This is a genomic window from Winogradskyella sp. 4-2091 (assembly GCF_045765065.1).
Classification (GTDB): Bacteria; Bacteroidota; Bacteroidia; order Flavobacteriales; family Flavobacteriaceae; genus Winogradskyella.
This window is the reverse complement of record NZ_JBJKOD010000005.1, coordinates 177342-198283: the sequence shown is the minus strand read 5'-3', so window position 1 is coordinate 198283 and position 20942 is coordinate 177342. Positions and strand designations below refer to the sequence as shown.

Annotated in this window: 20 protein-coding genes; 12 read left to right on the top strand and 8 right to left on the bottom strand. The window is 32.1% G+C overall.

Translation table 11 applies throughout. The annotated features are described in order from the left end of the window. The first annotated feature begins 17 nt into the window (after window positions 1-17). Window positions 18-596 (top strand): DUF1573 domain-containing protein, encoded by a 579-nt coding sequence (locus ACJBCC_RS08720; RefSeq protein ID WP_299101486.1) that lies wholly within the window; start codon window positions 18-20, stop codon window positions 594-596. A 23-nt stretch (window positions 597-619) separates the two neighbouring features. Continuing rightward, window positions 620-910, top strand: a complete 291-nt coding sequence (gene yajC, locus ACJBCC_RS08715) for a preprotein translocase subunit YajC (protein WP_299101488.1) — start codon at window positions 620-622, stop codon at window positions 908-910. 79 nt (window positions 911-989) lie between these two features. On the opposite strand, the gene ACJBCC_RS08710 is transcribed toward yajC, so the two are convergent. The 5 genes from ACJBCC_RS08710 to ACJBCC_RS08690 form a co-directional block, all read right to left on the bottom strand. Continuing rightward, window positions 990-1589, bottom strand: coding sequence for a YdeI family protein (locus tag ACJBCC_RS08710; RefSeq protein WP_299101489.1), 600 nt, complete (start codon window positions 1587-1589; stop codon window positions 990-992). Window positions 1590-1607: 18 nt separating this feature from the next. Then, window positions 1608-3209 (bottom strand): T9SS type A sorting domain-containing protein, encoded by a 1602-nt coding sequence (locus tag ACJBCC_RS08705; protein ID WP_299101490.1) that lies wholly within the window; start codon window positions 3207-3209, stop codon window positions 1608-1610. A gap of 71 nt (window positions 3210-3280) precedes the next feature. Continuing rightward, a complete protein-coding gene (locus ACJBCC_RS08700) occupies window positions 3281-3646 on the bottom strand; it encodes a DUF2200 domain-containing protein (protein ID WP_299101491.1) in 366 nt (121 codons plus the stop codon). Window positions 3647-3762: 116 nt separating this feature from the next. After that, window positions 3763-4992 carry a peptidase T gene (gene pepT / locus ACJBCC_RS08695; protein WP_407556962.1) on the bottom strand — a complete coding sequence of 410 codons (1230 nt, stop codon included), beginning with the start codon at window positions 4990-4992 and terminating at the stop codon, window positions 3763-3765. A 12-nt stretch (window positions 4993-5004) separates the two neighbouring features. Next, the gene (locus tag ACJBCC_RS08690; protein WP_299101493.1) at window positions 5005-5835 is read right to left on the bottom strand and encodes a universal stress protein; all 831 of its coding nucleotides are present in this window, start codon (window positions 5833-5835) and stop codon (window positions 5005-5007) included. A 137-nt stretch (window positions 5836-5972) separates the two neighbouring features. Between ACJBCC_RS08690 and ACJBCC_RS08685 the strand changes: the two genes are divergently transcribed. The 4 genes from ACJBCC_RS08685 (at window position 5973) to ACJBCC_RS08670 (ending at window position 9360) form a co-directional block, all read left to right on the top strand. Then, on the top strand, window positions 5973-7001 hold the full coding sequence (locus ACJBCC_RS08685; protein WP_299101494.1) for a quinone-dependent dihydroorotate dehydrogenase: 1029 nt from the start codon (window positions 5973-5975) through the stop codon (window positions 6999-7001). Between the two features lie 78 nt (window positions 7002-7079). Beyond that, window positions 7080-7697 carry a LysE family translocator gene (locus tag ACJBCC_RS08680; RefSeq protein ID WP_299101495.1) on the top strand — a complete coding sequence of 206 codons (618 nt, stop codon included), beginning with the start codon at window positions 7080-7082 and terminating at the stop codon, window positions 7695-7697. Between the two features lie 4 nt (window positions 7698-7701). After that, window positions 7702-8466, top strand: coding sequence for a hypothetical protein (locus tag ACJBCC_RS08675; protein WP_299101496.1), 765 nt, complete (start codon window positions 7702-7704; stop codon window positions 8464-8466). Between the two features lie 30 nt (window positions 8467-8496). Next, entirely contained in the window at window positions 8497-9360 is an 864-nt protein-coding gene (locus ACJBCC_RS08670; protein ID WP_299101497.1) for a hydroxymethylglutaryl-CoA lyase, read from the top strand. Window positions 9361-9419: 59 nt separating this feature from the next. Here the strand turns inward: ACJBCC_RS08670 and ACJBCC_RS08665 are convergent, their stop codons facing one another. From ACJBCC_RS08665 to ACJBCC_RS08655, 3 genes are all read right to left on the bottom strand, one after another. Beyond that, entirely contained in the window at window positions 9420-10673 is a 1254-nt protein-coding gene (locus ACJBCC_RS08665; RefSeq protein ID WP_407556961.1) for a T9SS type A sorting domain-containing protein, read from the bottom strand. Window positions 10674-10755: 82 nt separating this feature from the next. Beyond that, window positions 10756-11838, bottom strand: a complete 1083-nt coding sequence (locus ACJBCC_RS08660) for an HmuY family protein (protein WP_407556960.1) — start codon at window positions 11836-11838, stop codon at window positions 10756-10758. 12 nt (window positions 11839-11850) lie between these two features. Next, the gene (locus ACJBCC_RS08655; RefSeq protein WP_407556959.1) at window positions 11851-13989 is read right to left on the bottom strand and encodes a TonB-dependent receptor plug domain-containing protein; all 2139 of its coding nucleotides are present in this window, start codon (window positions 13987-13989) and stop codon (window positions 11851-11853) included. A gap of 103 nt (window positions 13990-14092) precedes the next feature. Here ACJBCC_RS08655 and ACJBCC_RS08650 point away from each other — a divergent pair, with 103 nt between their 5' ends. From ACJBCC_RS08650 to ACJBCC_RS08625, 6 genes are all read left to right on the top strand, one after another. Beyond that, window positions 14093-14995, top strand: coding sequence for a DUF6607 family protein (locus ACJBCC_RS08650; protein ID WP_299101501.1), 903 nt, complete (start codon window positions 14093-14095; stop codon window positions 14993-14995). 1 nt (window position 14996) lies between these two features. Then, a complete protein-coding gene (locus tag ACJBCC_RS08645; protein ID WP_407556958.1) occupies window positions 14997-16475 on the top strand; it encodes an ankyrin repeat domain-containing protein in 1479 nt (492 codons plus the stop codon). A 13-nt stretch (window positions 16476-16488) separates the two neighbouring features. After that, entirely contained in the window at window positions 16489-16974 is a 486-nt protein-coding gene (locus ACJBCC_RS08640) for a DUF2271 domain-containing protein (protein WP_407556957.1), read from the top strand. An 11-nt stretch (window positions 16975-16985) separates the two neighbouring features. Continuing rightward, window positions 16986-19169, top strand: a complete 2184-nt coding sequence (locus ACJBCC_RS08635) for a PepSY domain-containing protein (RefSeq protein WP_407556956.1) — start codon at window positions 16986-16988, stop codon at window positions 19167-19169. Between the two features lie 11 nt (window positions 19170-19180). Then, window positions 19181-19543 carry a DUF6686 family protein gene (locus ACJBCC_RS08630; RefSeq protein ID WP_407556955.1) on the top strand — a complete coding sequence of 121 codons (363 nt, stop codon included), beginning with the start codon at window positions 19181-19183 and terminating at the stop codon, window positions 19541-19543. 195 nt (window positions 19544-19738) lie between these two features. Then, complete coding sequence (locus tag ACJBCC_RS08625) at window positions 19739-20932, top strand: DUF4856 domain-containing protein (protein WP_407556954.1); 1194 nt, start codon at window positions 19739-19741, stop codon at window positions 20930-20932. Window positions 20933-20942 lie beyond the last annotated feature (10 nt).

The following is a 20942-nucleotide window of genomic DNA, read 5'->3' as shown; positions in this document are numbered from 1 at the left end:
ATTTAAAAAATAAAATAATGAAAAAAGTAATCTTAGGACTTAGTGCATTATGTATGGTCGCTTTTACATCTTGTAAAGAAGATGCAGCAAGTAAAATTAAAACTGAAAATATTGCTGTTGCAGCAGAAAGAGATGCTAATGCAGGAGATTTTCCGGTAATATCATTAGATAAAAAGGAACATGACTTTGGTTCTATTGAAAACGGAACACCAGTTGAAACAACTTTTAAGTACACTAATACAGGTAATTCATTATTAGTTGTAAGTAATATAAAAAGTACATGTGGATGTACAGTACCATCTAACTGGACAAAAGAAGTTGCGCCAGGAGAAACAGGTGAGTTTGCTGTAAAATTCAACGGAAAAGGTAATGGTAAAGTATCTAAGTCAATTACAATGACTACCAATACAGAAAGTGGTAAAGAGATTGTAAAGATTTCTGCATCTGTACAAGCAGATCCAAATGCACCAGCTAAAGCAGCTACACCAGCTCAAAAAGCAGGTAAGGCAACTATTAACCCTTTGTCTACTGATGCATCTGCCGCTCCAAGAAAGTCGTCTACGCAGCCAGGTCACGAAGGTCATAACCACGATTAATAATTATTACTGATAATAACTAAATGGAATCATTAGGATCATTTTTACCAATCATAGGCATTTTTGCTGTCATGTATTTTTTTATGATAGCACCACAAATGAAACGTTCTAAACAAGAAAAAAAGTTCGCAGCTGAATTAAAAAGAGGCGATCGCGTCATAACAAAAAGTGGGATGCACGGAAAAGTTGTAGAGCTTAATGATAAAGATAACAGTTGTGTTATTGAAACATTAGCAGGAAAGATTAAATTTGATCGTTCTGCAATTTCTATGGAAATGAGTAATAAATTAAATGCACCAGCTTCTAAGAAGTAAGAGCGCATAACATATAATATATAAAAAAGACTGTTCGTTTAGAACAGTCTTTTTTTTTATAAAAACGTATTTCTGTAGTCTAACTCTTTTTATACTTATCATTCAATCCAGACCCATTAACAATCATAGGTATAATTTTCTCTAGACGTCTAAGCTTTGTTGCCTCGCGTTTAGCTTCAATTATATAGTTACAATATTCACGTTGATGCGAGAGCGAAAAAGCTTTGAATGCTCTTTCTAATCTAGGATCTTTATTAAAAGTTACTTTTAATTCTTCCGGAAGCACAATGGGTTTAATTTGGCGTTGTGGTTTCAGTTCTTTTCCCATTCTTTGGTTTTCTATAGCTTCTTTAATATAAGCCAAAACAGCCATCTCATTAATGTCTTCTCTTTTATTAAACCGCATTTGCCGCATTGCTTTCGTTTTTTCTTCTTGGGCATTATAAAGTAATTGATGTTTATCATTTAAGAACACACCTTGATGAAACCAAATGCAAAAATGATGTTTAAATGCTCCAATCCCTAAGACGTTCTTTCCGTTTAAACAGTAGGTTGGCATGCTCCATTTTACGGTTTCCTCTAATGGTGTTTTAATAATGATATTTCTAAGAATATTAATTTCTTCTGAGAACTGCGAATTCACTTCTATGTATTCTTCTACTGAGCTTACTTTTTTCATTTTATAAAATACTAGAAATTAATGTTTAACAACTTTTTTGGTTACTGTCGTTTCAGATGTTGTGACTTCAACAATGTAGTTGCCCGCAGGATAATCCTCAATATTTATCACTACAGTATTAGAATTGTCGTTATTCCTTATCGAATTAATTTCTTTACCAGCTAAATCATAAATTACTACTTTTTTTAAGGTATTACTCTCAACAAATATCTTAGAAGTTGCAGGATTAGGGTAAACAAAAATATCTGGCACATCTTCTGAAGAAATTTGACTTACAGATAATAGTGTACCATCTGTTGCCATACGTTGAAACCAAATATTTAGTTCGCCATCTCTGGTATCTCCCCAAGTTGCATATAAAATATCATTTTGGGTTTTAATAGACATAAAATCATTTCCGGCATATTCTAAATCTGTATTATGTATTGCAGATTGATTTGTGATTTGAAAATTAGAAGAGAATTCTGTTGCCGTGCTACTTCTATAAGCAGCCCAAATTTCTGTTGGGTTTTGAAAAGTGCCATCAGTTCCGTTTCTTCGATCTCTCCAACTGATTATTATATCGCCATCAGAGTCAAAATCTGCCCAAACTAAATCTTGCATTCGGTCATTACCAATAGGATCGTCATTTATTCTCGTAGGAGTAGACCAAGTGCTACCAGCATCGGTAGTTTCTATCATAAATACATCTAAATCGCCATTTTCTGCACTGAGATATATGTAAACCAGATGATTTTCATTTGATGGATTACAAAGTAAAAGACTAGCCTTTTTCGCATAAGTAAAGCTAGCATTATTGGTTGGTGTGCTATGCGTTATAACAGTATTATATGAAAAATTTGTACCAGCATCAATCGATGAAGCTAAAAACACTTGTGCATAGGCACTTTGTGATAAAACATAAGATGGATATGCACCATAAAAAGTACCTGTAGAACTAATAGTGGGTGAACATAAAGGTAAAGGATTGATACTGCCAGCTAACCAATTAGCTGAATCGATATAGGTAGTTGTAAAACTATTGCCAGAGTCATTGGAAACAGATAAATAAGGATTATAACTTGGGTTATCTCTATTCAAATTCATGCTAGTAACATAAATATGTCCTTGATTTACACTTGATGATTTATCAATAACCATCCAAGGCCTATCAATTGGCCATTTTGTACCATCGTAGTTACTATTTATAACTTCTAAAGGTGCATTCCAAGTTAAGCCACCATCTGTTGATTTACAGATATAAACACCACCAGTTACAGGCGCTTCTGTTCCGGTAAAATCAATATAACAAAGATAGACATCGCCATTATGGTCAAAATCTATAGATGGATCTGCAGATGTATAACCGCTAATGGTATGAGGTAATTCTGAAACAGCGCTCCAAGTTTCTCCACCATCGAAACTAGTCTTTGTTTTTATTTTAAATTGGTTAGATAAATTTACCCAACCCATCCAAGCTACAACGATATGTTGAGTATCTGATGGATCAATAGATAGGTAAGGTTCGCCATCAAAAACAGTTCCACTAGACAAGTTTTGATTTTGACTATACAAACCTATACTCAATAAAATAAGTAAGCTAAATAATGCTTTATTAAGTTTTGATGAGCTAATTATCATAATGTTAAAATTATTATCAGTTTAAAATACCTACCAGATTTGTTAAGTGCTACCGTGTAAGTTTACATGAATTAACTGCGTAAAATCTTTTCCATTTTTCTACCTCTAGCTAATTCTTCTACAAGTTTATCTAAGTATCTTGCCTCACGCGTTAATTGAGTTTCAATATCTTCTATTCTATAGCCGCAAATTACGCCTTTGATAAGGTGTGCATTAGGATTAAGTTTTGCGTTTTCAAAAAAAGTTTTAAACGTTACTTTGGTATTTATAAGTTTTGTTAGATGTGCTTCATCATAACCTGTTAACCATTCGATTACTTGATGCAATTCTGCAACAGTTCTCCCTTTTTTTTCAATTTTAGTGACATAATGAGGATAAACGCCTGCAAATGTTAATTTGGCAACGCGAGCGTCGTGAGCTGGTGTTGTGGTACTCATGTATTAATTTTTAGAAGAATGAAATATTATTTTTAAAATTAAGCACAAAAAAATAAGCAGCAAACTAAAACTATTTTTAATTCACTGCTTATTAAGAATATATACTTATGCTGTAGTTACTTTTTCACAGCTGTTAGTTCTGCAATTTTCACGATAACTTCTACTGCTTTTTGAATACTTTCTACTGGTACATACTCATAACGACCATGAAAATTATGGCCTCCTGCAAAAATATTAGGACAAGGTAAACCCATATAAGAAAGCTGAGAACCATCCGTTCCACCTCTAATAGCTTTTATTAATGGTGTAACACCAACCGCTTTCATGGCTTCTTCCGCAATATCTACTATATGCATTACAGGTTCTACTTTTTCTTTCATGTTGAAGTATTGATCTTTTACTTCTATTTTAAAAACTTCACTTTCATATTTAGTGTTTAAGTCTTCAACAATCTTAACCATTAAAGCTTTTCTTGCTTCAAATTTATCCTTATCATGATCACGAATTATATATTGAAGTATTGTTTCTTCAACTTCCCCTTCCATATTATGTAAATGGAAAAAACCTTCATAACCTTCAGTATGTTCAGGAGTTTCTAGTCGTGGTAAAATATTAATAAACTCAGTGGCATAATACATAGAGTTTATCATTTTGCCTTTTGCATAACCAGGATGTACAATCTTTCCTTTTACAGTGATTTTTGCACCTGCGGCATTAAAATTTTCATATTCTAACTCACCAACTTGGCTACCATCCATAGTATAAGCCCATTCAGCACCAAATTTTTCAACATCAAATTTATGAGCGCCTCGTCCTATTTCTTCATCTGGAGTAAAACCAACTTTAATCGTTCCGTGTTTAATTTCAGGATGATTAATAAGGTATTCCATCGCAGTTACAATTTCGGTAATTCCGGCTTTGTCATCTGCGCCCAAAAGGGTAGTGCCATCTGTTGTAATCAACGTCTGACCTTTGTACATCAATAGATCTTCAAAATAATCTGGAGATAAAACGATGTCTTGTTCAGCATTAAGAATGATGTCTTTACCGTCATAATTTTCAACAATTTGAGGCTTAATATTTGCACCTGTAAAATCTGGAGACGTATCAAAATGTGAAATAAAACCTATTGTAGGTACCTCATGGTCTACATTACTAGGCAAAGTAGCCATAATGTAAGCATTATCGTCTATAGTGACATCACTTAGACCAATAGCTTTTAGTTCTGCAACTAATTTATTAGCCAAATCCCATTGTTTTTCTGTACTTGGTGTTGTTTCAGAATTAGGATCAGACTCTGTATCTATTGTAATGTAACTAATAAAGCGATCTATAATATGCTGCATATTTTAATTTTATTAAAGTTTAAAAGTAATTACTGGTAATTTACTATGATTAACAACATCCTCAGAAATACTTCCACCAAAGAAATGGCTTAAACCTTTTCTTCCGTGAGTAATCATTGAAACTGCATCGGCTTGCTCTCTTCTTGCAAAACTTAAAACACCGTCTTCTACGTTGTGATCAGATATAATACCAATGTTTACCTCATTGGCATTTAATTTTGCTAATTCTAAAAAGTTAGCAATCTTATCATCTACTTCATCAGAACTTAAAAATCCTAAAGTAGGTGCATTAATATACAGTAATGTAGTTTTCTTTCCTAATTTTCCTAATAATTCTATAGCATGTTTAGCAGCAGCAATACTGTTTTCAGAGAAATCACATCCTAATACAATATGATTAAAGTCTACTGTTTTTAATTGAGATTTTACAACTAAAACAGGAGTTTCGCTATAGCGAACAACTTTCTCAGTGTTAGAACCTGTAAAAATACCATCGTGATCACTATGACCTCGAGAACCCATTATAATAAGATCTGCACGCTCTTCAGAGGCAACTTCAGCAACTTCTTTTAAAACTTTATGGTATTTTACTAAAGGTGTAACATTTACATCTTCTAAATAGGGTTTATCTAAAAACTCTTCAAATTTTTTGTTAGCAACCATAAGCATAAATGCATTTTCTTCGCCACGTTTATCGCTACTTGCAGATATAATTGACTCAGACATTTCTAACATATGCATTACAATCAATTCTGATTGATGTTGTTTTGCTAATGAAGCTGCTGTTTCTAGAGCATACTCAGAATACTCAGAGAAATCTACTGGGACTATAATTTTTTTCATGATTATTTTATTTTGATTCGTTGGTCAAAGTTAATCAAATAAGAAAGTACAAATAATGATAATGGACAGTTTATGATAAAATTAATACTTCGGTAATACGGAAGAGATGTGTATTTTTGCATTGCAAAATCCGAGCTATGTACAAAGCATTAATTAGACCTATTTTATTCCGTTTTGATCCTGAAAAAATCCATTATTTTACATTTTCATTAATTCGGAATTTATCTAAGTTACCCGGAATTAAAAGCTTGTTTAAAGCCATGTATGTCGTTGAAGACAAACGATTAGAACGAGAAGTTTTTGGATTAAAATTTAAAAACCCAGTAGGATTAGCAGCAGGTTTCGATAAGAATGCCGTGTTATATAATGAATTAGCTAATTTTGGTTTTGGTTTTATTGAAATAGGAACCGTAACACCTAAAGCCCAAGAAGGAAATCCTAAGCAACGTCTTTTTAGACTTAAAGAAGATAAAGGCATTATTAACCGAATGGGTTTTAATAATGAAGGATTAGAAGCGGCAATTTCTCAACTTAAAAAGAACAAAGGGAAAGTAATTATTGGTGGGAATATTGGTAAAAATACACAAACACGTCCAGAAGATTACACTAAAGATTATCTAGAATGTTTTAATGCATTACATCCATATGTAGATTATTTTGTGCTTAATGTAAGTTGTCCAAATGTTGGAAGCCATGCAAAACTGAATGATAAAGATTACTTATTAGAACTCATTTCTTCTGTACAAAATGCGAATTCAAACTTCGCAAAACAAAAACCAATAGTATTAAAAATTGCACCAGATTTAAACAACGTACAACTAGATGAAATTATAGAAATTATTGCCGAAACAAATCTCGATGGTGTCATTGCAAGTAACACCTCTATTGACAGAACAGGTTTGAAAACAACAGATACAAGACTTGAAGACATAGGAAATGGAGGTTTAAGCGGACAACCAATAAAGGCAAAATCTACAAAAGTTATTAAATATTTATCGGATAAGAGTAACAAAGCATTTCCTATTATAGGAGTAGGAGGTATTCATTCTGCAGCTGATGCTTTAGAGAAATTTGAAGCTGGTGCTACGCTGGTACAAGTGTATACAGGTTTTATTTATGAAGGACCTAGTCTTATTAAAAAAATAAACAAGGCCCTGTTAAATTAGAATTGAAAAAGATATTCTTGTTAAAAGGCACTAATTGATTATATGTTATATTGTGCCTTAATTGACTCATTTTTTCGTTTGAATTACGACATCTTAATATCATTTGCACTAGCAACAATAGCGTTGGCAATTTCGCCAGGACCAGACAATATCTATGTTTTGGTACAAAGTATAAGTAATGGTAAATCTTACGGAATGGCTACAGTATGTGGCTTAATTACAGGTTGCTTAATTCATACCACGTTATTGGCATTTGGTGTTTCGGCAATAATAGCGGCAAATGAGAATTTGTTTTTTAGCATTAAATTATTAGGTGCTATTTATCTTTTATATCTCGCTTTTAAAGTTTTTAAATCTGATAGTCAGTTAAATTTAGAATCTAACGTAGCATCTAAAAAAAGTTTAAGAGGTTTGTTTGTTCAGGGTTTTTTTATGAATGTTCTAAATCCAAAAGTTACTATTTTCTTTTTAGCATTCTTTCCTGGGTTTCTATTTAGTGAATCGTTAAGTCATATTATTCAGTTTTACATTTTGGGAGGCATTTTTATGCTGGTTTCGTTTTTAGTATTTTCCTCAATTGCTTTGTTAGCAGGTCAAATTAAAAGTTATACGATGAATCATAATAATTCTGGATTAGTCTTAAAGTGGCTGCAGATAGTTGTATTTATTGGAATTGCGATTTTTATTTTAACTTAGTAGAATGCTGAAATTTAATTTTCTACCCAAATTTTCATTTATTATAATTACCGCTTTTATTCTTTTTACAATAATTGGAACACTCACTCATGAATTTGGACACATCGCAGTAGCAAAATATTTTGGTTACGATACTACATTAGACTATGGTAGTATGAATTATTATAGAAATGGGTACTTGGAAGATGAAAATTTAAAAGAGATTAATCGGTTTGTAGATAAGTATGATTATAATAATTACGATAATTGGCCAGATGATGTAAAGTTTAAAGTTGAAGAATTAAGCCAAATATTAGAAGAAAAATACCCTCCAATAAAAGAAGATCATACTATTTGGATAACTATTGGTGGACCAGCGCAAACACTTATAACAAGTTGTATAGGATTGCTCATTTTATTTGTGAGACGAAAAAAAGGGATAAAAGCTTTTCAATTAATTGATTGGCTTGCCGTTTTTACTGCATTATTTGCTTTACGTGAGGTGTTTAATTTTGTAAGTGCTTCTTACAGTTCATTACTTTATGATAAGTTGAATTTTCATGGTGATGAATTTAGAATTTCGAGATATTTTGGATATAATGAATGGCTAATACCAGTAATAACTTTAATAATAGGGCTTGTAATCTCGTGTTACGTGATTTTTAAGACTATTCCAACGAAATTTAGATTTACCTTTATTATTTCTGGATTAATAGGTGGAGTTTTAGGTTTTGCTATCTGGTTTGGGTTTTTAGGAGCTGCACTTTTCAATTCAAAAATTTGCTTTTAAACTATTATACTTAACCGTATATTTGAAACGATGAATAAAGCTGTTAAAATAATAGAATGTCCAAGAGATGCTATGCAAGGCATTAGGGATTTTATACCTACAGAAAAGAAGGTGCAATACATTCAATCGCTATTACGCGTAGGTTTTGATACTATTGATTTTGGAAGTTTTGTATCTCCAAAAGCCATTCCGCAAATGGTAGATACGGCAGAGGTTTTAGCACAATTAGATTTAAGTAAAACCGAAAGTAAACTATTAGCTATTATTGCTAATACTCGAGGAGCAACAGACGCTTCAAAACATTCTGAAATTGACTATTTAGGCTTTCCGTTTTCCATTTCTGAGAACTTTCAAATGCGTAACACGCACAAAACGATTGCACAATCAGTGGTTACATTATCTGAAATTTTAGAAATAGCCGATAAAAACAATAAACAAGTTGTGGTATATATTTCTATGGGATTTGGAAACCCGTATGGAGATCCATGGAATGTAGATATCGTAGGCGAGTGGACGGAACGTTTATCTAACATGGGTGTAAAAATTCTGTCATTGAGTGATACCATTGGTAGTTCTGATGCAGAGAATATTAACTATTTGTTTTCAAATTTAATTCCTCAATATTCTAATATAGAATTTGGAGCGCATTTGCATACAACACCAAGTTCTTGGTTTGAAAAAATTGATGCAGCCTACAAAGCAGGATGCCGTAGATTTGATGGCGCTATACAAGGTTATGGCGGTTGTCCAATGGCAAAAGATGACTTAACAGGTAATATGCCAACTGAAAAAATGTTGTCTTACTTCACACAGAAAAAAGCGCATAACTTAAATGCGATGTGTTTTGAAAGTTCGCATAATGAAGCGACTAAGATTTTTAGCGTATATCATTAAAGAGAAAGCCTTCACAAATAAATTGCAAAGGCTTTCAGTGTTAACAAGGGTTAGGGTTGTTAATTTAAAATCAACTTCCTTGAAACACTATGATTTCCTGATGTGAATTGTAAAACGTATACACCATTGACTAAAGATGATAAATCTAGAGCTGTGTTGTAAAAACCTGAGTTTGAATTTAAGTTCGTTTCAAATACTTTTTTTCCTGTCATAGAAAAAATTGAAACGTTATTTTTATTTGAAGATAAAGCATTAACATCATAGATTAAATTCACTTTCTTATCTGATGAAGGGTTTGGGTATATACCAAAAGAAACCGAATCATTAATATCCTCAATACTTAATGCATTGGTTACGTTTTCAAAATTTAAAGTGATATCTCCAGTACTACTTCCTCCAAACGCTGTAAAATAAAATCTATAAACTGTGTCATCAGCGTATTTTAAATAATAAGCTTGGTTAGAGTTAACATCGTATGTATAAGAAGCATTTAAAGTTTTCCAATCAGAGCCAATTGTATTGATGTCATCAGAATAAGTTAACGTTAGGTTAGATGGCATACCAGAGGCTTCATCATTTTGTGCAATAGAAACCTCATCACTATGTAAGGCTCCTGTTACAGGATAATATAAACTACCATCTCCATAATAATCTGTTGCATACTTAGTAAAAACAAAATCCCAATCGCTAATAGCTGGTTCAGCTACAACTTCAGCATCATTTTGTAAAGAGTAGTAGTTAAATTGATTATCTGGATTGTTTGTATTTGGTATATTTACAGTTTGATTTGCACTCCAGGTAGATGTATTAGCATCCCAAGTTGCATATTTAAAAGTATAACCTGCAGCATAATCTTCGTTGATAAACTTTCTGTAAGTTCCATCTGCATATTTTAAAACAAATACAATGGTTCCTTCCACACCATGCGTTATAGGATTGTATTCACCAAATCCATATGTTGCAGATCCTTTTTCAAAAGCACCATCGCTCCAAGTCGTTTCACTATTATAAAGTGGTGTCCAGTTAGCTTCATTGGCAACATCTATTGTAGAGTAATCAGCAGCTGTGTTTGCCGCTTCAAAAACTTCAATACCAATACCACTGTTAACACGCATTCCAAAACTATAAGCACTAGTTCTTAAAAATGCAATATCCCATGAGTCTCTTGGAAAAGTAGTTGCTGTTTCTGTACTTAATTTATAATACACTTGGTCAGCGTAAGTAGGTTGCATAGATAAGTTGACTACTGTTTCTTGAGCGAATGCTGCAGTGCTTATTAATATTAAAGCTAAAAATTGTAAAGTTGTTTTCATTGGTTTGTTATTTATAGTGATTTTAAAGTTTGAATTAATCGGTTAAAAAAGAGTAGCGAACTACTCTTTTTTAGTTGTGTTTTTATTGTAATAAGCTATATACAAATTTTGGATGACCACGTTCACCATCTTCACTATACATGGCTAAGAATTGTATTTTATAATAGTTGCCTGCTGTATCATTTACAATGTAGAAAACGGTATCTATTATGGCTGGTGAACTACTTGGTCCGCCACCAACTCTCCAAGAACTACCAATGTTTCTTTGGTCGTTATCAAAAGCAATAGATAAAGCATCCGTTAAACTAAAATCTTCATAAGTATAAGATTCTGTTTCTGTATCAATCTTATATGAAACCGCACCTCCTTTAGTGTTAGTCACAACGAAATCTGAATAACCATAAGAGCCATAATTTTCAATCTCATTTGTAAAAACGGTAAAGTTTAAGTCCCAATCTGATTTTTCTGGTTCAACACTTACTTCTGTTTCCGTGTTGAAACTAAAGAATATAAAATTGTATGAATTGTTTTTTGAAATTGTAATTTCTTGATGTACAGTATCATCCAGGTCTGCATATTGAAGCACGTAATCATTACCATTTCGTAGAACCCTAATTTTTTTCCAACCTCGAGCATCACCTGCAACGGCAACACTCCCTGTAGTTGCTTCTTCTGTTCCAACTTCATAACCTAAATTCACTAAATAAACTGGATTTTCGGCTTCAGTAGAAGAAATAGCTTCAATAGCAGTTTCTGTAATTTGACCAAATGGTGCATCAATAAATTCCATATTATCAGCATCAAAAGTTCCGATTGCAACTTGTGATTGTAATTCTTGTACTTCTGCAGTTGAAGAATTTATAGCATCGATATCTGTAGATGATAATTCTGCAGTCGCCATATAAATAGAACCGTTAATTGCGACTCTAAAATCTGATCCAGAATAAAAACCTAAATCCCAAGAATCTCTCTGTACGGCAGTTGAAGTATCAGTACTTAAATCAATATAAACTTGGTTTTCTTCATTAGAGCCTCCAACATCTGGAGTGACAGTTGCACCTTCAATAATAATATTTATTGGTCCTGATGTATCGTCATCGCTACTGCAGCTATTAAAAGCGATAATACCCAAGCATAGCGCTAGTTTTAAAAATGTATTTTTCATATTTGTTAGTGTTTAAAAATTTAAATTATATAATAGTTTTAGATAAAATGAACGTCCATAGCCCAATAAAAGAGCGTTGTTAGATGCGTTGTGTGTGCCTCCTGTAGAAGAATTACTAACATTAACATTGGTAACATCAAATAGGTTACGTGCACCAATTGTAACATCTAGTTTATGATCTATAAACGATTTTTTTACAGAGGCATCTACCCAACTATAGGCTTCAGTTTTTGCCAAAGTGAATGTAGAGTTACCATCTGTGTCTGTGCCAGAAGCATAATATTGTTCTTGTTCTCCATTGTATTTTAAAAGAAGTGTGAAGGCTGTTTTCAATGGTTGTACATAGTATGATGCACTAGTATTTAGCTGAAGATTGTATAGAAATTTGTCATTACTATTTTCTTCACTATTATTTATTCTAGAAATACCTTGAAGGGTTGCACCTAAATTGAAAGAGAAGTCTTCCATTTTCAATGTGTTTTCAAACGTAAAACCAATCAATTTATAGTTGTCGATATTTATATATTGGTATTGTAATGGTGTGGTATTTACAATAGCAAGGTCAATTTTATCGGAAACGTCTAGGTAGCTTACTTTTAAATTATTGACAAGTGAGATATTATTAAACCAACTTCTTTTCTTTAGATTTAAAAAGGCAGAATAACCATTTTCGGGTTTTAGGTTTTCATTGCCTTGCACATCATGGTTAGAATCTACAAAGTAGTAGTACAGTTCTTCAAAATTAGGAACTCTATAAGATGTCCCAATATTTCCACGAAGCTCAAAACCTTTGTTCATTAAATATCTTGCACTTAATGAGCCTAAAAACTTAGAATCAAAAAGCGAATTATATTCATATCTAAAGCCAGGACGTAGCGAGAAGTTTTTAGATAAGTTAAATTCAGACGTCGTAAAGAAAGCTAAATTGGTTTGAGTATTCGTTTTATCTTGTTGTGTGATACTTCCCGAAGCCTGTGTATCAAAACCTTCCATGTAGTGTGCTTCATAGCCTAATTGAAAATTAAATGCATCGCTTTTTATTAAATTACCAATTGTTCCTTTAGAGAATAAAACCTTACTAGATTGGTATGTTTCATCTGTTTCGCTGCTACGTTCTCTACTTAATATATAGTAGTTAAATTCATTTAAATCGCGCTCTTGTTGCTGATAAGATATTGAGGTATTATAGTTAGCACCAGAGTTTAGTCTACCATCGATATTAATATTGTTTACAAACCGATTGGTGGTAAATATTTTATCTGTTGCTGAAGGATTGCTTGTTTGGTTTTCAGTATCAATATTTGCTCTAACTGAAGAATCGTAAAAATTAATGATCTCGTTGAAGTATTCAAACTTATAAACGAGTCTAAAATTATTTCCTTTATAATTTATTAAGGCATTAGTGGTTAGTTGTTCTTTTGGTAGCCATTCATAACCTCTAAGACCGTCATTTTCATAGTAATTTTCGCCTTCTCTATTATTTAAAAATCCGGCGAAGCCATTTCGGTTGGCGCCAATTTTTGCCATCCATTTTTCATTTATATTGTGAGCAATACTTAAGGATTGTATATGTCTACCTTTATTAAACCAAGCATATTCATCGCTAACGGTTTCTTCCTGTAAATAAGCATTTATATGCCATGAATCATCAATAGATTTTTTAGTGATAATGTTAATTACGCCAGAAACAGCATTAGCACCGTATTCAACGCCCATTGCACCTTCAACGATCTCGATACGTTCTATATTATCGAGATTAATCTGAGTTAAATCGATATTGTTACCAAACCCATTATCGCTAACCATTGGTATATTATCAATTAAAATATTGAAGTATTGTGAGTCTAAACCAAAAAACGAAATCGTAGAACGTCCTGTCTGTGCGTTAGGAATAATATTAAGGTTAAGATTAAAATTTAATAGATCAGCTAAGTTGTTTGCAGCAACTTGTTCAATCTGTTTTCTATTTATTACAATAACATTATGTACCGATTTTTTAATTGAAGTAGGGTTAATTTGGCCAGTGACAACAACTTCATCTAATGATTCTGTTTTAGTACTATCAACAATAGTCGTTCTTTCTTGAGCGAAAGTGTACGAAAAGAAAAAAAGTAAAAAATAAATTGATGTTTTATTTTTATTTAGACTCATTCTATTTAAATTTGTCGCAAATATATAATCTTATTTTAATTCATTCCAAATAAGAATAAGATATTTTCAATTTTTTTAAAACACATTAATAAATTATTTAAAAATGAAGAGAGTAGTCGTTTTAACCTTTGTATTAGCATTTGCATTTAGCCTTAACGCGCAAAAAAAGAAAACACAAGATCAAGAAGCCATTAAAGACATGTGTGGTTGCTATGAAGTAACCTTTAATTTTGCTGAGACATTTTCTTATAGCGAAGATTCATTATATAGACCATCTAAAACTAAAGTAGATAAAGGATTAGAGTGGGCCCAATTGGTAACTGATGAGGACGATAAAATTTCTATCCAACATTTATTACAAGTTGGTAGACCAGATAGTCCAATGATCATAAAGCACTGGAGACAAGATTGGTTGTTTGAAAACAAAGAATTTTACATGTACAATGGCGATAACGAATGGGTTTTTGAAAACAAATCTAAAGAAGAGGTAAAAGGCCAGTGGACTCAAAAAGTATATCAAGTAGATGATAGTCCGCGTTACGAAGGGTCTTCAACTTGGGTGCACGTTGATGGCAAAAGCTATTGGGAAAACGAAACTACAGCACCTTTGCCAAGAAGAGAGTATACAAAACGTAGCGATTATAATGTTACATTGAGAGGTAATCGTCAAGAAATCACTAAATATGGTTGGTTACATGACCAAGATAATGCTAAAATAATAAGAGAAGATAGTAAAGAAGATATTATTTTAGCCAAAGAAAAAGGGTATAATACCTATGAGAAAGTAGATGATAGTAAATGCCAGGCAGCACAAGATTGGTGGAAAGAGCATCAAGAAAAATGGGCTTTGGTTAGAAGTAAATGGGATGAAGTGTACGCAAGAAATAAAGATTTGGAATTAGAAACCAAAGTAGACAATAAACCATTATATAAGCATTTGTTTAATGACGAGGTTGTTGAGCAAAAAGAAATTGAAACCACTATAGAATCGTTTGTAAAAAAATAATATGAAGCAATTAAAGACCTATTTAGCATTTTTAGTATTAGCTCTAAGTTTTCAGGCTTTTTCTCAAAGCAATGTTTTTTTAAACAGAGAATTTTGGGATTCTAAACCAAGTGTTGAAACCATAGAAGAAAGAATTAAGGATGGTAATAATCCATCAGAAGCAAATAGTAATAATTTTGATGGCGTTGTATATGCCATTTTACAAAATGCACCTTTTAAGTCTATTGTTTATTTAATGACACAAAAAGGAAATGATGTTAATAAACTAACCCACGATGGTAGAACTTACATCTTTTGGGCGGCTTATAAAGGTAATACAGAAATTGTAGCGTACTTATTAGAAAATGGTGCCAAAACTGATCTTACAGATGATAAAGGCAATACAATTATCAATTTTGCGGCAGGAGCAGGACAAGCAAATACTAAAGTCTATGATCTCATTTTAGAAAAGAATGTGGATCTCATAAAAAAGACAAACCCTAATGGAGCTAATGCCTTGTTATTAGGTGCACCGACCGATACAGATTTTAAATTAACAAGCTATTTTCAGTCTAAAGGATTAAGCATTAAAAGTTTAGATAACGATGGTAACGGCATCTTTAATTATGTTGCGAAGGCTGGCAATATAGAATTAATGAATTCACTTCTAGAGAAAGGACTTAAAGGCACAGACCAAGCCTTTTTATTTGCAGCGACTGGCACCCGTGGAAATTCTAATGGTATTGAGGTTTATAAATATCTTGAAAGTGTTGGTTTAAATCCTAATGTTACCAATAACGAAGGTGTAAACCCATTACACGTTTTAGCAGCAAGAAGTAAAGATGAGACAGTAATCAACCATTTATTGGAAAAAGGAATTGATGTTTTCGCTACAGACAATAAAGGTAATTCTGCTTTTATGAATGCGGCTTCAAGAAATAATTTAGCTATTGTAAAGTTGTTATCTCAAAAGTTAAAATTGGTCGATTCGAAAAACAAAAAAGGCCAATCTGCTTTAACGTTAGCTGTTGGTAGCAATGTTGCTGATGTTGTCGAATTTTTACTTAATAATGATGCTGATGCCACAATAATTGATGAAAAAGGAAATGATCTAACCTATTACTTAATCAATTCTTATTCGAGCAGAAATAAAGAGCAATTTTCTAAAAAACTGGCCTTATTGAAAAGTAGAAATGTCAATTTGTCTAAAGTGCAAGAATCCGGAAATACTTGGTATCATCTAGCTGTTGAAAAAAATAGTTTAGAGTTATTAAAGTTGGCAACGGAAATGAAGCAAGATATCAATGCTAAAAATAAGGAAGGCAATACAGCATTGCATTTGGCGGCATTAAAAGCTAAAGATGATAAAATTCTTAAATTTTTAATAGAACAAAGAGCAGATAAAAAAGTGGTTACAGATTTCGAAGAATCTGCTTACGATTTAGCAAAAGAGAACGAATTACTTACGGAGAAAAAGATTTCAATTAAATTTTTAAAGTAATACAATATTGAATATGAAAAACATAAAATTAATAACCTTATTGTCAATTCTTGTTTTAGGATTAGTGTCATTTACAAATTTCGCAGCATCTAGCAAATACAAATGCATGATTCAAATGACTAATTACAATGGAGAAGGCGCATACATCGTTATTTCATTGCTAAATGCGGAAGGCGAATATGTGGAAACCTTAAATGTAAAAGGTGATGATGATGAGTGGTATAATACTGTAGAATCTTGGTGGCAGTTTTACGGCAAACGTAGACCAAATATTGATGCCATTACAGGAGCTACAATTAGTGGAGGAGAACGCGCCATTAGCGTTATAGAAATTGATGATGATAAACTAGATAAAGGGTACAAATTAAGATTTGAAACTGCAGTAGAAGATCAAGAATATTACGAAAGCGATGTAGAGTTAGAATTAACATCTGCACACGTAAAAAGTAAAGTAGAAGGTATAGGATTTATACGCTACATACGTATGATGCCACAATAAACTAGTGTAAAATGACCATTTCTATCTGGAGATTTAGTCATCTTATGTTGGCTTTGGTGTCTTCTCTTTTTATTGTTTTAGCATCAGTAACTGGTACAATTTTGGCTTTTGAGCCAATATCTAATCAGTTACAACCTTATAAGATTAATAGCAATATATCTTTAAGTACGACTATTAATAGTCTATCAGAACGCTATGACGAAATTATTACCATCGCAACAGATGAGAATGATTTTGTTGTAGCTTCTGTAATTACAAAAGAAGGTAATAGCGAAACATTTTACGTCAATCCAGAAACTGGAGAAAAGCTTGGTCAGCTGATTGAGAAAGCGCCTATTTTTAAATTCACAACCAATCTACATCGTTCTTTATTTTTAAAATCAACTGGTCGTTTTATCGTTGGTTTAGTGTCTTTCTTTTTAATTCTAATGGCCATAACAGGATTAGTTTTAATAGCCAAAAGGCAAGGCGGAGTAACACGCTTTTTTTCAAAGATTATAAATGAAAATTTTGAGCAATATTATCACGTTGTTTTAGGACGCTGGTTTTTAGTACCTGTAATTATTGTTGCGCTTACAGGTGTTTATTTGTCTTTAGAAAAATTTTCATTGTTACCCGAAACAAAAAATTCTCACACATATCCTGAAGCTGAATTGGGAGCGATTGAGCGAATTCCTGTTTCCGATTTTGAGCTTTTCAACTCCTTAGATATTTCAGAAATTAAAAACGTAGAATTCCCATTTTCAGAGGATGTTGAAGATTATTTCTTCATAAAATTAAAGGATAAGGAATTATTGGTTAATCAATTTAATGGAGATGTTGTTAGTGAGCAAGATTATCCTTTAGTGAAGCTATTATCAGATTGGAGTTTGTTTTTACATACAGGTCAAGGAAGTGTTTTGTGGTCTATAGTTTTAGCGTTGGTAAGTTTGGCGTTGCTATTCTTTATTTATTCTGGTTTTACCATGACTTCAAAACGTCGTAAATCGGCTGATAAAATTAAAAACAGATACACTATAGACGAAGCTGAACATATTATTCTAGTAGGTTCTGAAACAGGAAGCACCTTCAAATTCGCAAACCTCTTTTTTAAAGCGTTGTTAGCTGAAGGTAAAAAAGCTTTTATTACAGATTTAAATAATTACACAACGTTCAATACAGCCAAGCAATTAACAATTCTTACATCGACTTATGGCGAAGGCGAAGCACCAATTAATGCTAATAAATTTATAAAATTATTAGAAAGCACAAATCAAAATAAGGAAATTGATTACGCTGTTGTGGGCTTCGGATCATTGTTATATCCAGATTATTGCAAATATGCTGAAGCGGTAGATCACTTATTAAATAAACATATAAATTTCAATAGAAAACAGGAGCTTTTCAAAATTAATAATCAGTCATTTCAAGCTTTTAAAAATTGGGTTTCACAATGGAATTCAATCAATAATTGTCATCTAAAAATTCAACAACCCGTTGAAAAACTAAGTACAAAATATACAAGAGAATTTGAAGTTATAAAACGCACTGAATTAAATGTTGATGACACGTTTTTAATTGAACTAAAACCACTTAAAAAAATTAAGTTTCAGTCAGGCGATTTATTAGCGTTTCAACCGAATAAAGATGAAGCCGCCAGACAGTATTCTATAGCTAAAGTAGGTAATGATATTTTGCTAAGTATTAAAAAACATGATAAAGGTGTGTGTTCAACCTTTTTTAGCCAATTGAATCCGTCAGATATAATTACAGCCACTATTGAACCAAACCCAAATTTTCATTTACCAAAAGTAGCAAAAGATGTTATTCTCATTGCTAACGGAACAGGTATTGCACCATTCTTAGGCATGATTAAAGAAAACCAAAACCAGAAAAATATACATCTATTTTGGGGCGGACGAACTAAAGCGTCTTTAAACTTATATGCAGATCATTTAAATGAAAATAATCTAAAACAACTTCATGTTTCATATTCGCAAGAACAAGAGGAAAAGGTTTATGTTCAAGATATAATACATCAAAATAAAACACTTATTGCTAGACATCTAATAGTAGATGGAATAATAATGATTTGTGGTTCTGTTGCCATGCAGAATGGTGTTTTAGAGATGTTAAATGAGATTACTACCAATGAATTAAACAAACCATTAAGCACGTTTGAAAATAACGATCAGTTGCGAATGGATTGTTACTAAAATTAATAATTATGTGCCAAAATATAAAAGTACTTTCTAAAGTAAATGGTGGAGAGTTATTGTTTTGCAAAGACTGTAAACTCTATCATCTAGCATTTAATAATTTGTTTTTTGCTATAAACGAAGATGAATTAGAACGTCTTAAACATTACATGAATAACATAGATCCTGAATATTGGGAACAAAAGTATAATAGTTGTTCTGTGAGAAGAAAAATACCATTACCATCTACGCAAGAAAATTTGGTTATTATGTTTAGTAGGCAAGAGTTAACGGAAATAAAAACACTCTTAAATTATAAAATGTATAAAGAGAACAACTCTATTGAGTTTTTAAATGTTGATGATATAGATTATAATTTAATTCTTAATTAAATCGATAAAATTTTACGAATTCTGTAAAAGTCATTATTATTTTAATTTATTCTAAATAAGCTTTTGGTTTAATATATTTCTATATTAAATTTGCGACTTCAATATAATATTATTTTTATCAAATCTAAATAAAGGATAAAAGTCCATAAAATTAAATCTATGAATTTTAATTTCAACCAAAAAAACCAAATAAAAATGACTAAAAGATTTGCATTAAGTTTATTTGCTGTAGGTGCATTGTTTACGTCTTGTTCTAGTGATGATGACAATGGGACCTCAGGACCACAAGTAGAAGAACCAGCAACCTATCAATTTGAAAGAAATGGAACTACAACAGTAAGTTACGATGGTCAAACGACACGTATAGAAATGGCTGAAGAATTTGTGTCGTCTCTTACAGATACTAGTAAATCAGAAGCAGAATTAGATGGTATGTTTACGAATACTGGTAATTACTTTTCGACTTCAGATTTAAATGAGTCTACTAAAAATATTAGAAGTAAAACTGCAGCATCTACAGATTATTACTCTGCAAATACTACAGATGCTACAGCTATAAAAGCACAATTTGATACTTGGATAGAAAGTCAAGTAACCGAAGTTTTCCCTAATTGGAATACTGATGCTGTTTCTGGTACTGCCGGAAAAATTCAAGAAGCAGGTGGTGGTTCTACACGTTATGTAAATGCAAAAGGTGTAGAGTATAACCAAGTTGTTGCTAAAGGATTAATTGGTGGTTTAATGGCAGATCAAATCCTTAATAATTATTTAAGTCCTGCGGTTTTAGATGCTGGCAATAATGTAGAAGACAATGACAACGATGTTTTAGATGGCTCTAGTAATTACACATCAATGGAGCATAAATGGGACGAAGCTTTTGGTTATTTATATGGTACTGACGATGTTTTGGCTCCACAATTAGGAGCAGATAGTTTTTTAAATAAATACTTATCTCGTGTAGAAGGCGATGAAGATTTTGCTGGTATTGCTCAAGATATCTATGACGCCTTTAAATTAGGAAGAGCAGCAATCGTTGCTAAAAATTATACGGTTAGAGATCAGCAAGCTGATATTATCAAAGAAAAATTATCTATAGTTATTGGTGTTAGAGCTGTTCATTATTTACAAGCTGGAAAAAGTGGATTAGGATCTGATTATGCATCGTCATTCCATGATTTATCAGAAGGTTTAGGTTTTGTTTATAGTTTACAATTTACACGTCAGCCAGGAACTGATATTCCATATTTATCAAAAACTGAGGTTGATGCTTTTGTATCAGAATTATTAGAAGGTAACGGATTTTGGGATGTAACAACAGATACGTTAGATGATATATCTGAAGATATTGCAGACCGTTTTAGCTTTACTGTTGCAGAGACAGCAAGCTAAAAAGTTATAA